The sequence below is a fragment of the Corallococcus sp. CA041A genome (assembly GCF_003612075.1).
Classification (GTDB): domain Bacteria; phylum Myxococcota; class Myxococcia; order Myxococcales; family Myxococcaceae; genus Corallococcus; species Corallococcus exiguus.
Window position 1 is genome coordinate 1 of record NZ_RAWF01000281.1, and the last position, 12,696, is coordinate 12,696.

Sequence of the window (12,696 nt, forward strand, 5' to 3'; positions counted from 1 at the left end):
GGACGGGGAGGGTCCGGTGGGCCTCCTCCTCCCATGCAGGGCGGGCGGGGAGGCTGCCTACGGGAGCGTGAAGAGGCTCCGGTACTGGGCCCACGTGGTCCGGTCTCCCGGCAGCCGGCCCTGCCAGTAGCGCACCATCAGGAAGAGCTCGTACGCGACGAGCAACGCCAGCACCGCGCCCACGGCCTTGCGGAGCGCGGGGCGCTCCAGGTGCGCGAGGAAGCCCGCGAGGCCCAGCGCGAAGAAGGCGCTGCCCTCGGTGAATGCGCGGTGGCCGAAGCTCAGGCCGTAGGGCCAGTGCCACCAGGCGGCCGTGAGGTAGAGCTGGAAGAGGGAGAAGAGCAGCACCGGCATCAGGTAGTCGCGCAGGTGCTCCCGGTCCCGCACGAAGCCCACCACCGCGAAGAGCCACACCGGCGTCCAGAAGAAGAGCCCCTTGCGGAGGCTGAACAGGACGGCGAGGAACTGGGGTCGGGTGAACTCGAAGCCCTGGCCCCGGTAGGAGTACATCACCCAGCGGCCGGTGGCGTAGTGCCAGTAGAAGAACAGGATGCTCAGCACCGCACCCATCGCGAGCAGCGCCAGCGCGATGCCGCCCTTGTGCTTCCAGAAGAACGCCAGCCGCTCCCGTTGCGTCAGGCCGTCATAGACGCCGTACAGGGGCACCAGGACGAGCGCCAGCCCGTTGGGAGGCCGCACCAGCACGATGTAGCCCGCCACCGCGCCCAGCAGCAGCGACGTGCGCACCGTGGGCGCCCGGTACCACGCGGGCACCAGGAGGAGCAGCGCGGCGTAGAGGGCGAAGGAGTAGACGTGGCTGAAGATGGCGTCCGCGGTGCCGTAGTGGAACAGGTTGGTGCCGAAGGTGACGACGGTCAGTGTCGCCAGCACCACCCCGGCGGGGAAGAGCGCTTCCAGGGCCCTGCGCAGCAGCGTCAGCCCGATGAGCAGCGCGCACAGTCCGCTGAACGCCGCCGCGAAATGGTAGGGCAGCGAGAAGCCGTCCTGACGGAACCCCAGGAGCGGCGCGCTGAAGTGCGCGCCCAGGAATGCGGGCAGCATCAGCAGGGCCTGACCCGGAGGGAAGCGGTTCAGGTAGCGGCCGGTGGTCTCATCCCGCGTGAGCCCCATGTTGTAGTCCAGGTCCGCGCCCCACTCGGCGGCCTCGGTGCGGAAGGACAGGTCGTGCTGGACGAAGGCGGCCGTGAGGTAGAGGTGGTAGCCGTAACCGTCTGACCGGATGAACGGAAGGTCCGGGTGCATCCGGTAGTAGGTGACCAGCGACAACAGCCCGAGGATCCCCACCACCGGAACAAAGAGCCTCAGCGCACGGTGGACCCACGTCCGCGCGGGCGGGGCGGACGTGGCCAGGGACGGGGTGGCGGAGGTCATGGTGCGGACTCTAGTCGCTGTTCATCACGACGACTTGAAGGTCTGGCTCCAGGTGGGAGCCACCTTCTCGATGAGCGTCACGAGCTCCGGCGGGATGTCTCCGGCGCCGGTGAGGGGGCGGACCTCCATCACGTCGTCGTTGCCCATGCCGCCCGGATAGCGGCGGGCCCACTCGATGGCCTCTTCCTTCGACTTCACCTCCAGCACGTAGAAGCCGCCGATGAGCTCCTTCGTCTCCGCGTAGGGGCCATCCTTCACGCTGGACTTGCCGTCCTTGAAGACGACGTGCGCGCCCGGGGCGGGGCTGAGGCCCTCGGAGGCGACCAGCACGCCGGCCTGGTGCATCTCCTCGTTGAACTTCATCTGCGCGATGAAGACGGCCTCGTCGAAGGGCGCGTCCGAGTGCGTGGGCTCAAGGGTGGAGGGGCGGGGGATGAGCATGAAGCGCATGGGGGCTCCTGGGGTGTGGGTGTGGCTCCATCCGCACGACGAACGGCCGTGCGGCGGATCGACACGGATATCTCACGAGCCGGTGCGCTTGACGCACAACCCCGGTCTCAGTTCGACCGGGCCATCTCCACGGCGTCCGCGCCGGCGGGCAGGCGGAGGGGGGACGACGGGTCGTTCACCGCGCGCCAGATGGCGTCCACCACGTCCTGCGACCGGGTGACCGGCCCCGAGGCATGCGCCGTCCTCTGCTCGAAGATGCTTCGCACGAAGCCGGAGTACGCCTCGGGGACGGAGACGCCCTGGTCCTGCATCCGGGCCTGGGCGTTCTGGGAGAAGGGCGTCTCCGGGGACCGTCCGGGAATCACCAGGCTCACCCGCACATGGAAGGGCTGGAGCTCCAGCGCGAGCGACTCGGTGAACGCGTTGAGCGCCGCCTTGCTCGCGGTGTACACGGCGAGCAGCGGGAGCGGCTTGAACGTCGTGCCCGACGAGACGTTCACGATGACCCCCGACTGCTGCTGCCTGAAGTGAGGCAGGAACGCCTGGGTCAGGGCCATGACCCCGAACGCGTTCGTCTCGAAGGTGTTGCGGACCGTCTCCATGGAGGTGCCTTCGAAGACGCCCATCAGGCCGACGCCCGCGTTGTTGACCAGCACGTCGATGGGGCCGGCGGCCTCCACCAGCTCGCGGATGCTCTGGGGCTGGGTGACGTCGAGCGGGAGCACGCGCAGGTGCTCGGAGCGGGGCAGCACGTCCTCGCGCGGCTTGCGCATCGTGGCGATGACCTTCCAGCCGTGCTCGAGGAAGTAGCGGGCGGTGTCGAGGCCGAATCCGGACGAGCATCCGGTGATCAGAATCGTCTTCATGGCGTCTCCTGGGCAGGTGTGGCTTCGGTGACAGGTATACGGACCGCCATCCGGACCTGCTACAACAGGGAGTCCAGATTTCATTCGCAGGAGTCCGGTCATGGTCGATCCCCTGGCGGAAGTGGTCACGCTGCTCCAGCCGGGCGCCCCGTTCTCGAAGCTCGTCAGTGGCGCGGGCCGGTGGCGGGTCCGGCGCGCGGAGAATGGGAGGCCCTTCTACTGCGCGGTCCTCATGGGGCGGAGCCGCCTCGCGGTGGACGGACGTGAGCCGGTCATCCTCGAGAAGGGCGACTTCGTCCTGATTCCCGCGGCGTTCGACTTCACGACGTCGAGCATCGAGCCGCCGAAGGGAAAGCAGGAGACGCCTCGCATCGTGTTGCCCGATGGTGAAATCAGGAACGGCATCCACCACGGTCCGCCCGATGTCCGGATGCTGGTGGGGTACTGCGCCTTCGCCTCTCCGGACGCGAGCCTGCTCGTTTCGCTCCTCCCCCAGTTCGTGCACGTTCGCGGCGAGCAGCGGCTCACCGCCCTCGTGGAACTCCTGCGGGACGAGTCGCGCGAACGGCGGCCCGCGCGCGAGGTCATCCTCGCCCGCCTCATGGAGGTGCTGCTCATCGAAGCGCTCCGCTCCACGGCGGGCATCGCGGCGTCTCCGGGCCTCTTGCGAGGGCTCTCCGACGAGCGCTTGTCCGTGTCCATCCGCCGGATGCACGAGCGCCCGACCCAGGCGTGGACCGTGGCGCAGCTGGCGAAGGAGGCCGCGCTGTCCCGTTCCGCGTTCTTCGAGCGCTTCAACCGCGCGATGGGCGTGGCCCCGATGGAGTACCTGCTCGGCTGGCGCATGGCCCTGGCGAAGGACCTGCTGCGGCGCAAGCAGGAGGTCACCGTCGCCGAGGTCGCGGAGCAGGTCGGCTACAGCTCCGCGAGCACCTTCAGCGTGGCTTTCACCCGCCACGTCGGACTGCCGCCCACGCATTACGCGCGGGAGCAGGCGGCGTCGTGACGCTCCTTCGCGGAGACCCACCGGGCGGTCAGGCCCCGGGCAGCCCACCCGGAGGGGCGGCGGACGCACCCCCGCGAGTCGGACCCCGGTGGTAGAGCTGTCCCGCCATGGATGATTCCACCGACAGGGACCCGGACCGCCGCCGGGAACCTCGCAAACCGAAGCCGCCCCGGAAGGTGTCGCAGCGCTACCTGGAGAACGCGGCGCTGCACTACCTCAAGCGGTACGCGGCCACGGTGAGCCAGCTCAAGCGCGTGCTGATGCGCCGGGTGGACCGCTCCGTGAAGTTCCACGGCACCGACCGCGCGGAGGCCGTGGGCTGGGTGGACGCGCTGGCGGAGAAGCTCATCCGCAACGGCCTCGTCAACGACCGGACCTACGCGGAGACGCGCGTGCACTCGCTGCGCGCATCCGGCCGCAGCGCCCGCGTCATCACCCAGAAGCTGCGCATGAAGGGCGTGGCGCCGGAGCTGGTGCAGGAGAAGCTGGCGGAGGCCACCCAGGACGTGCCCGAGGACGCCGCCGCCCGCATCTGGGCGCGCAAGAAGCGGCTGGGCCCCTTCCGGCGCGACCTGAGCACGCGCGAGGAGAACCGCAAGAAGGACCTGGCGGCGCTCGCCCGCGCGGGCTTCTCCTTCACCATCGCGAAGCGCGTCATCGACGGGACGGCGGAAGACCTGCCGCCCCGCGACTGACGGCGCTGGGGCTCAGTACATCTTCAGGTCGTACTTCGCGGTGGGCGTGTAGTCGGACCCCGACGGCCGGTTGCGCGTGTCGGTGATCTTCACCGCGTAGACGCCGTTCGCCACGACGTTCGCCGTCGCGCGGTAGACGAAGCAGGACGGGGTGATTTGCGAGCAGATGGTGCTCGACGTGCTGCCCACGAGCGAGCCCAGCGTGCGGGTGGCGTAGTTGTACGCGTAGATGTCGATGCGCATCCACGGGCCGTTGCGCAGGTTGTAGGTCTCCACCGTCATCACCTGGTTGATGGGCGTGGCCACCAGCACCCAGTCCACGTCGTTCTGACGGTGGAAGGAGTGGTTGAGCTGCGGCGTGCCCAGGTACGAGGACGCGGTGGTGTGCGTGTTGTCGCTCTCGAACGAATCCGGAGGCGCCAGCAGGCAGTTGGCGGGCGGGCTGAAGCCGTCATTGACGCAGACGTTGCCCACGCAGTTGCAGCCGGACGCGCAGTCCGAACCCGTGCTGCAGACGCGCTGGGGCGCCTGGTCACAGTGGCCATCGGGCGGCGGCGGACCGAACCCGTCCGGCACGCAGAAGCCGCCCTGGCAGGCACAAGCCTCCCGGCATCCCAGGCTGTTCGTACAGGCCCGCGTCGCCAGCTCCGCCTCCTGCGTCTCCATCGCAACGGGCTCGGTCGCCAGCGGCTGCTCCTCCACGGGGCCGCAGCCCACGACGAACAGCGCCAGCGCCGCCGCACTCCAACGAAGCATCTTCACGGGGTCTCCTCGGGTGGGAATCCCAGAAAGGGGCGCGGGAGCGCGCCGCCTGAAGGGAAATCCCTATTTCACCTGCAGTGAATTCTGCCTTCCTGGGATTGGCCTGACAATCATTATCAAGTGCTACAATTTCGGGATTCTTGAGACCTCGGAAAGTGCGTTGAATAGACGCGTTTTCGGGCCGCACGGAGCGTCTGGGAATACACTGAGCGCCGCGGATTTGTGATGGCATTGCTACTTTCCGGCGCGAGCATTCTCCATGGAGCGCTGGCCACCCAGGCCACGGCCGCTCGCCCCGAAAACACAGCGGCCCGGCGCCCTTCCCGCGTGGTGGAAGGACACCGGGCCGCGAAGCCCTGCTGTCTGGCGGCTTCGACTACTCCTGGAGGTGCGTGACGGTCAGCGCCGGGTCGCCGGCGATCTCCGCCTCCGTGTAGCGACGGTCCACCCACTGCTTCTGGGAGAACATCGCCGTCTGGTCCGCGTACCAGGGCGAGGCCGGGTTGGTGGACTGGGAGTAGGTGAGCACGGACTTCGCCACGGGGCCCGCGTCCGTGAAGGACACGGCCATGACGAAGCTGGAGCCCAGGACGGGCTCATACGTGCCGTCCGGCAGGAGCTGGTTGGCGATCTGGTTGAAGCAGCCCTCGTCGTGGGCGCAGCCGTGCACCGGGTAGAAGATGCCGTTCTTGCGCTTGCCCTGCACGGAGCCCGTCGTCGCGTCCAGGGCGATGCCGCGCTCGCGCAGCGTGCGGATGGCGGTGCCCAGCGCCTGGGCCACCTGCGGGTTCAGGGTGTTGAGCGTGCGCGGCGTGTTGACGGGGTCGTTCGCGTTGAAGGGCACCAGGTACGGCCCTCCGGTGGCGCCCACCGCGGTGAAGAGGAACACGCGCCAGAGCAGCTCGCCCCGGCTGTCCAGGTCGCCCTTCAAATCCCACGCGGCCAGCACGGGGCAGGCGGGGCGCAGGTCCTCGAAGGTGAGGTCCGGCATCAGCACGAAGGGCGTGCGGCGGCACAGCGACACCGCGGCGTCGCGCAGCAGCTCGCCGGAGTAGTTGCGGTTGTTGAACATCACCGTCTGGAGCTGCTCCAGCGTGAAGCCCTGGCCCGCCAGTCCGTCCGTGCCCGCGATGCGGCCCTGCACCATCTTCAGGCCCAGGCGCGTGCGCAGGCTGCGCACGTTCTTCTCGCCGCCCAGGATGCGCGGGAAGCCGGTGAGCGGCTGGGCAGGGTTGGGCAGCCAGTAGCTGTCATTGGAGTTGGTGACGTAGTCAGCGCGGGTGAGGCGCGGCAGGCTGCCCGGGCCGAAGATGCCCGGCTCCACCGCGTCCGCGTCGCTGCCCAACGCGCAGTCGGAGCGCGAGCCGTCCAGCACCGGCAGCCCCGCGCTCGCGAGCACCAGCAGCGGGATGGGGGACAGCACGCAGCGCAAGAGCTTCGCGTCGGTGACGTGCGGCACCACGCTCATGTCCGCGTAGTACGCGCGGCCCTGCGCATCCGTGGCGATGGTGTTCACCCACGGGATGCCCTGCCAGGTGGCCTGCGCCGTGTGCAGTTCCTCCACGTTCGCCGCGCGGTCCATGGCGAAGAAGGCGTCCAGCAGGCGCAGGTTGGAGGCGTTGGCGTCATGGAACGCGTAGCCGGTGAGGCCGTTCCACGTCATCAGGCCGGACGGGTACTCCATCATCGGGCCCAGGTGCGAACGGTAGAAGGTGTGCTGCCGCGGCGTGAGCGAGCCGTCCGCCGCCTTCGCCTGCACCGTGACGGTGCGGGTGGTCATGTCGCGAATCTGGCCGTCGTACAGATACTTCGTGGGGAAGCCCGGGATGAGCTTCAGCTCGAAGGGGGTGAAGCGGTACGCGGTGGAGACGGTGTGGCTCCAGGCCAGCGTCTCGTTGTGGCCGATGAGGATGGCGGGCACGCCCAGCAGGCTCACGCCTGAGACGTTGAGCTTGCCCGGCACCGTGAGGTGGGCCTCGTAGAAGCGCTCCGAGCCTTCCCAGGGGAAGTGTGGGTTGGCCAGCAGCATGCCCTTTCCGTTGCGCGTGGCCTGGCTGCCCAGGCCGAAGGCGTTGCTGCCCAGGCCCAGCGTCTCGGAGCTGGGGAACACCTTGCGGTCCAGCGTGGCGGGCGCGGGCAGGGGCAGGGGCAGCGTGCCGTCCGGCAGCAGGGACGGGGGCTTCGCGTCCACCAGCGCGTCCAGGAAGAAGAGCGAGCTGGCGAAGAGGCTGAGCTGGTAGTAGCGCCGGTACAGGTCGCGCTCGGTGATGGGGCGCACCCAGGCCGCGCCCTTGCAACGCGGATCCGTCAGCCCGTCCACGCCGGTCTCCGCCAGGTAGCGGTTGAGTCCCGCGGTGTAGCCGCGCACCAGCTCGCGCGCGTCCTGGGACGGACCCAGGGGCGGCGGCTTCGCCAGCAGCGCCTCCACGGTGCCGTCGTCGTTGATGGCCTGGTAGAAGAAGTCGCTCTTCAGGTTGTTGTACTGGCTGCCCAGCGCGGCCAGGTACGTGCCGTCCGGCCCGAAGTAGCGCGAGCGCTCGGCGTTCACCGTCACCAGCGCGTCCATCAGCGCACAGAAGTTGTCCTGCGCGAACGCGTAGCCGTAGCCGTAGCCCACGCCCGCGAAGTCGTCCGCCAGCACGTGGGGAATGCCGTGCGCCGTCCTGCGCACGGTGGCGGAGAGGCTGCCCGCTCCCAGCTTCATCTCCGCCGTGGAGCCTTCCGGCGCCGGAGGCGTCGCGGTGCGCGGCTCACACCCGGTGGCCAGCAGCAGCGCCGTCAGCGGCAGCAGCCGGGCGCCGCCGGTCCTTCCGTTACGTCCATCCATTCGAGGGATTCCTTTCACGGCGAGGAGAAATTCCCTTCTAATTGTAGAAACGCATCACTCCTGGATCGCGCCGGGCCGCGAGGCGAGCGGAATTCCGTGTTTACGTGTATGGCTCGCGGACGGGAGCCCGGGGTGCCGGTCATGGCGCGCGGGCCCGGTGTTTCACGAAAGGAAACCAGCACATGAAACGGATGTTCGCGGGCGCGCTCGTCGTCGCGGCGTTGGGGACCCTGGGGTGTGGTGGGGCGAAGGCCTCCGGGCAGGGTGCGGAGGTCGGGACGGCGCGGCAGTCGCTGGAGGATCTGCGCGCGGGCTTGAGGGCGGCGGACCAGGCCATGTCGGACGCGGCGGAGAAGGCCGGTTCGGCGCAGGCGTTCGCGGACTTCGTCGCGGACGACGCGGTGCTGCTGGTGGACGGCACGTACGCGCCGAAGGGCAAGGAGGCCATCCGCGCGTGGCTGGCCGCGCATCCGCTGGAGGCGGAGGGCAAGGTGCGCTGGGCGCCCGTGCGCTGGGACGTCAGCGCGGACGGGACGCTGGGGTACTCGGTGGGCAACGTGTCCGTGGAGTCGGGAGGCACGTCGGTGCGGCCGTCCTCTCGCTACATCACCGCGTGGAAGCGCCAGCCGGACGGGCAGTGGCGCGTGGCGGTGGCGGTGCTCAACGCCGCCAAGACGGCGATGACGGCGCCCGCGGGCTTCACGCCTTCGTCCACGCTGCCGGCGCCGGAGCCGCGCGCGCTTGCGCCCGCGCAGGCGCTGGAGGAGGCGAAGGCCGCGGACCGCGCGTTCTCCGCCATGTCCACGTCCGAGGGCATGGGCAAGGCCTTCGCCGCCTACGCCGCGGAGGACGTGGTGATGCCGCTCGGATCCGCCGGCATCTTCGGCCATGACGCCATCGCGAAGGCGTACGCGCCGTTCACGCTGGAGGCCATCGACCTGCGCTGGGAGCCGGTGCTGGGAGATGCGGCGGGCTCCGGCGACCTCGCGTACACGGTGGGCCGTGCCATCGCCACGGGCAAGGACGAGAAGGGCCAGCCGGAGGTGGACCACGTGAAGTACCTCACCGTCTGGCGCCGGCAGGCCGACGGCCAGTGGCGCTACGTCACCGACGGCGGCAACTCCAGCCCCGGCCCGCAGGGGCCGTGACACATCGCCGTGATTGGCCCCTCGGCGTGAATGTTTCAGCAATATTCCGTCAATAGCTGAAATAGCCGTTTAGTCTTGTATTCAGGACTGACGCGCCGCAAGAAGGGAGCTCCCCCGTGGTGAGGAGTTCCCTTTCATGCGTACCCCTCGTTCCGTGCGTCGGTTGTCGCTGTCGTTCGTTCCGCTGTTCGCGCTCGCGGCCTGTGGTGGCCCGGCCGAGCCCGTCGCCCCTGAAGCTCCAGCACTCACCGCTCAGGAGGCCGCGCTCACCGAACTGCTCACCAACGGCACCTTCAACTCCGGCACGGTGGCGCCGTGGTGGAACAACGCCAGCACGCAGTCGTATGTGGAGAGCGGCAGGTGGCGCGTGGACGTGGCTGCGAACACGGCGAACCCGTGGGACGCCATCGTGGGACAGAGTGGCCTGACGCTCACCGCCGGGAAGACGTACACGCTGGCGTTCACCGCCACCGCCACGGCGACCATCACCGCGCAAGCGACCGTGCAGCAGGAGGTGGCGCCGTACACGGCCACGCTCACGCGGACCTTTACGCTGGATGGCACGTCGCGCCGGTTCTCCTTCCCCTTCACGTCCTCGTTCTCGTCCGGCCAGGGGCAGGTGACGTTCCAACTGGGCGGCCGAGCCAACGCCGTCACCGTGCGGCTGGATGACATCTCGCTCACCACCGAGAGCGGTACCGGCTCCGGCCCGGTGGCAATGACCAACGGCTTCTACGTGGACCCCAACTCCAACCCCGCGGTGTGGGCGCGCAACAACAGTGGAGACGGCCGCGCGTCGCGCATCAACGCGTCCATCGCCTCGAAGCCGATGGCTCGCTGGTTCGGCAACTGGAACGGCAACATCGCCCAGGATGTGTCCAACTTCGTGGCCGCGGCGGACGCGGCGGACAAGCTGCCCGTGCTGGTGGCCTACAACATCCCCGGCCGTGACTGCGGCAGCCACTCCGGCGGTGGTGCGGGCAGCGCGGACGCGTACCGCACCTGGATCTCCGCCTTCGCGACGGCCATCGGCAACCGGCCGGCGGTGGTCATCGTGGAGCCGGACGCCGTCGCGCAGCTCGATTGCCTTCCCAACGACGCGGAGCGCACCACGCGACTGGGCCTCATTCGCTACGCCTCCGAGCAGCTGCGCGACCGCGCGCCCAACACCTGGACGTACCTGGACGGCGGCAACGCGAGCTGGATCGCCGCCGACACCATGGCGCAGCGTCTGGAGTCCGCGGGCGTGCGCAACGTGCGCGGCTTCTCCCTCAACGTCTCCAACTTCTACCCGACCGCTCAGTCCACCACGTACGGCAACGCGGTGAACGCCGCGCTGAACAGCCGCTACGGCTACACGCGGCAGTACACCATCGACACCAGCCGCAACGGCAACGGCTCCAACGGCGAGTGGTGCAATCCCGGTGGCCGCAAGCTGGGCGTGACGTCCCAGACGGGCGGCGGCGCGGAGATGCTCCTGTGGGTGAAGACGCCGGGGGACTCGGATGGCCAGTGCGGCATCGCCCCGGGCACGCCCGCCGGACAGTTCAGCCCGGACCTGGCGAACCGCCTCATCGACGGCACCTGAGCCCCACGCACGCCTTTCGAAAGGACCGACGACATGACTCGGAATCCACGATGGCCGCGGAGCCTGGTGGTTGGCGTGCTGGTGGGCGAGCCCCTGTAGTCCTCACGACGTGAAAACGCCTTCCCCGGCGCGAGGCTGGGGAAGGCGTTGGGTGAAGCCGGGAGATGCAGGGGGCTCTCCCCCCTTCAGGTCGGACCCAGCGTCATGAGGACCTCGGCAACTCCGTCCGCGTGCTGCGGGTTCTCCTGGGCCACCGTGCGGAAGCCACACTTCTCGAGGACGCGGATCGACCCGACGTTGTGGACAGCGACCCACGCATGGAGCGGACGAATGGGCTCAAGCCCGAGGAACTCCGAGAGCGCCCGTGTCGCGATGCCCTTGCCCCAGTGCTCGCGACCCATCCAATAGGCGATGAGGCGCTTGCCGTCCTGTTCCCAACTGCCGAGGTACCCAGCGACCAGGCCGCCAACGACGATGGTGCGGGTCACGTTCTCGGGGCGGAGAACCTTCGTGCGCCAGTGGGTCAGGAAGGCATCGCGTTCCCGCGACGGGAATGCGGCCATGCGCAGCGCGACTGCGTCGCGTTGGTGCTCGAAGAAGAGCGGGAGGTCTTCATCTGTAACGTTGCGCAGGATCACCAAGAGAGCCGGTCTCCGCAGGTCAGCTGGACTCGCCCACGCTCAGGCGCCGGCTGGCTCCGCCGTTGCCCTTGCCCAGGGGCTGGGTGCGCTCCAGGTTGGCTTGGGCCAGGGCCTCGCGCTGCTCGGTCGTCTTCGCGGTGCCGTCCTTCTGGACGGTCATCACGCCGCCGCTGCCGTGCTGCTCCTGCGCCTGGGAGATGCTCTTCTTCAGGTCGCTGGCCTTCACCCAGTAGGCGCCGTTGACGGGGTCGCGCACGCGGTAGAGGTCGTCGTCCGTGCTCTTGCTCTTGCCCGGGTTCACGCCGTCGATGGTGAGCCAGTGCAGCTCGCCGCTGTCCGGGCCCTTCTCGCCGTCCGCCAGCGTCGTGTTGAGCAGGGCGTTGGAGTCCACCAGCGCCAGGGCCATCTGCCCGTTCTTCAGCGCGCCGCTCAGCGCGTCCGTGTTGCACTCGTCGAAGCCGTTGGTGACCTTGATGCCCATGCTGCCCAGCATGGCGCCCATCTCGTCGGCGGTCGCGCCGTCATCCAGGTTCACGTCCACGCGGTCCTTCACGGACGTGGTCATCGTGTCCGCCTTGTTGCGGACCTTCTCGCGGGCCTCCTGCTGCGTCAGCGGGGCCGCCTCTTCGGCGCTGGACTGCTCCAGGTAGGTGAGGGTGGCCTCCGCGCAGCCCTTCTTGCTCGTCTGCGCCACGGTCGTCTGCGGCGCGTTCCAGCCCTGCTCCTTCTGGGCCTGCGTCGCCTCGTTGGTGGGGATGGCGCTGACGGCCGGATCCGTGCCCGGAGGCGGGGGGGCGGCCAGGGACGGCATGCCCATCTTCTGGGCGCGCTCCTCCTCGAAGGAGTCCAGGTAGCGGCCTTCCGCGGGGTTGAGCGCCTTGGCGTCCGGAGCGTCCGGCAGGGGCTCCTTCACGGACTGGGCGGCCGCCGCCATGTCAGCGCGGGCCTGCTCCGCGGCCTGGCGGATGCGGGCCATGACCGAATCGAGCTTGGAGCCAATTCCGAGAGCCATCGACGTCTCCTGTCGCGTCTGGGTCTTTTTCCTCCCGCATTATCCGCGCAGGACTTTGGAGGTTGCTTCCGGATCACGGCTTTTGAGGGAAGCGCTTGATTTCAGACGCAACCGGGCAGGCGGCCGGGCCGAGAAACATGGAATCCTGGAGTGAGGGGTACACTGGACCCATGGCGAACCGGCATGACAGGGACGACGGGCCTTCCGCGCCCGGCTCCGCGCCTCGCGTTTCGACGTCGCGAGAAACTTACGGTACGGGTCGCGGCAGCGCGCCCGCGACGGGGCGGGGTGGGGCGGAGGCGTCGGCGC

General features: G+C 69.2%; 11 protein-coding genes. 4 read left to right on the forward strand and 7 right to left on the reverse strand.

What is annotated here, in order from left to right:
* Positions 1-57 precede the first annotated feature (57 nt).
* The 3 genes from D7V77_RS34780 to D7V77_RS34790 form a co-directional block, all read right to left on the reverse strand.
* Positions 58-1,392, reverse strand: a complete 1,335-nt coding sequence (locus D7V77_RS34780) for a hypothetical protein (RefSeq protein ID WP_120580570.1) — start codon at positions 1,390-1,392, stop codon at positions 58-60.
* A gap of 24 nt (positions 1,393-1,416) precedes the next feature.
* Positions 1,417-1,842 (reverse strand): YciI family protein, encoded by a 426-nt coding sequence (locus D7V77_RS34785; RefSeq protein WP_120580571.1) that lies wholly within the window; start codon positions 1,840-1,842, stop codon positions 1,417-1,419.
* 107 nt (positions 1,843-1,949) lie between these two features.
* Positions 1,950-2,708 carry an SDR family oxidoreductase gene (locus D7V77_RS34790; protein ID WP_120580572.1) on the reverse strand — a complete coding sequence of 253 codons (759 nt, stop codon included), beginning with the start codon at positions 2,706-2,708 and terminating at the stop codon, positions 1,950-1,952.
* A gap of 100 nt (positions 2,709-2,808) precedes the next feature.
* Here D7V77_RS34790 and D7V77_RS34795 point away from each other — a divergent pair, with 100 nt between their 5' ends.
* Together D7V77_RS34795 and D7V77_RS34800 are read left to right on the forward strand one after the other, a co-directional pair.
* Positions 2,809-3,714, forward strand: a complete 906-nt coding sequence (locus tag D7V77_RS34795; protein WP_120580573.1) for an AraC family transcriptional regulator — start codon at positions 2,809-2,811, stop codon at positions 3,712-3,714.
* Between the two features lie 107 nt (positions 3,715-3,821).
* Positions 3,822-4,409 (forward strand): regulatory protein RecX, encoded by a 588-nt coding sequence (locus D7V77_RS34800; protein ID WP_120580574.1) that lies wholly within the window; start codon positions 3,822-3,824, stop codon positions 4,407-4,409.
* Between the two features lie 12 nt (positions 4,410-4,421).
* Here the strand turns inward: D7V77_RS34800 and D7V77_RS34805 are convergent, their stop codons facing one another.
* Both D7V77_RS34805 and D7V77_RS34810 read right to left on the reverse strand, forming a co-directional pair.
* Positions 4,422-5,171, reverse strand: coding sequence for a hypothetical protein (locus tag D7V77_RS34805; RefSeq protein ID WP_147452255.1), 750 nt, complete (start codon positions 5,169-5,171; stop codon positions 4,422-4,424).
* A 376-nt stretch (positions 5,172-5,547) separates the two neighbouring features.
* Positions 5,548-7,998 (reverse strand): acylase, encoded by a 2,451-nt coding sequence (locus D7V77_RS34810; RefSeq protein ID WP_120580576.1) that lies wholly within the window; start codon positions 7,996-7,998, stop codon positions 5,548-5,550.
* Between the two features lie 182 nt (positions 7,999-8,180).
* Here D7V77_RS34810 and D7V77_RS34815 point away from each other — a divergent pair, with 182 nt between their 5' ends.
* Together D7V77_RS34815 and D7V77_RS34820 are read left to right on the forward strand one after the other, a co-directional pair.
* Positions 8,181-9,146, forward strand: a complete 966-nt coding sequence (locus D7V77_RS34815; protein WP_120580577.1) for a DUF4440 domain-containing protein — start codon at positions 8,181-8,183, stop codon at positions 9,144-9,146.
* Positions 9,147-9,282: 136 nt separating this feature from the next.
* On the forward strand, positions 9,283-10,734 hold the full coding sequence (locus D7V77_RS34820) for a glycoside hydrolase family 6 protein (RefSeq protein WP_120580578.1): 1,452 nt from the start codon (positions 9,283-9,285) through the stop codon (positions 10,732-10,734).
* 185 nt (positions 10,735-10,919) lie between these two features.
* On the opposite strand, the gene D7V77_RS34825 is transcribed toward D7V77_RS34820, so the two are convergent.
* Together D7V77_RS34825 and D7V77_RS34830 are read right to left on the reverse strand one after the other, a co-directional pair.
* Positions 10,920-11,372: a GNAT family N-acetyltransferase gene (locus D7V77_RS34825; RefSeq protein ID WP_120580580.1), complete on the reverse strand. Its 453-nt coding sequence runs from the start codon at positions 11,370-11,372 to the stop codon at positions 10,920-10,922.
* Between the two features lie 22 nt (positions 11,373-11,394).
* Positions 11,395-12,387, reverse strand: coding sequence for a hypothetical protein (locus tag D7V77_RS34830; RefSeq protein ID WP_120580579.1), 993 nt, complete (start codon positions 12,385-12,387; stop codon positions 11,395-11,397).
* Between the last annotated feature and the right edge of the window lie 309 nt (positions 12,388-12,696).

Excerpts from the sequence above, each read along its gene's own strand:
- D7V77_RS34780 (WP_120580570.1), bottom strand. The coding sequence starts at position 1,392 with ATGACCTCCGCCACCCCGTCCCTGGCCACGTCCGCCCCGCCCGCGCGG.
- D7V77_RS34785 (WP_120580571.1), bottom strand. The coding sequence starts at position 1,842 with ATGCGCTTCATGCTCATCCCCCGCCCCTCCACCCTTGAGCCCACGCAC.
- D7V77_RS34790 (WP_120580572.1), bottom strand. The coding sequence starts at position 2,708 with ATGAAGACGATTCTGATCACCGGATGCTCGTCCGGATTCGGCCTCGAC.
- D7V77_RS34795 (WP_120580573.1), top strand. The coding sequence starts at position 2,809 with ATGGTCGATCCCCTGGCGGAAGTGGTCACGCTGCTCCAGCCGGGCGCC.
- D7V77_RS34800 (WP_120580574.1), top strand. The coding sequence starts at position 3,822 with ATGGATGATTCCACCGACAGGGACCCGGACCGCCGCCGGGAACCTCGC.
- D7V77_RS34810 (WP_120580576.1), bottom strand. The coding sequence starts at position 7,998 with ATGGATGGACGTAACGGAAGGACCGGCGGCGCCCGGCTGCTGCCGCTG.
- D7V77_RS34815 (WP_120580577.1), top strand. The coding sequence starts at position 8,181 with ATGAAACGGATGTTCGCGGGCGCGCTCGTCGTCGCGGCGTTGGGGACC.
- D7V77_RS34820 (WP_120580578.1), top strand. The coding sequence starts at position 9,283 with ATGCGTACCCCTCGTTCCGTGCGTCGGTTGTCGCTGTCGTTCGTTCCG.
- D7V77_RS34830 (WP_120580579.1), bottom strand. The coding sequence starts at position 12,387 with ATGGCTCTCGGAATTGGCTCCAAGCTCGATTCGGTCATGGCCCGCATC.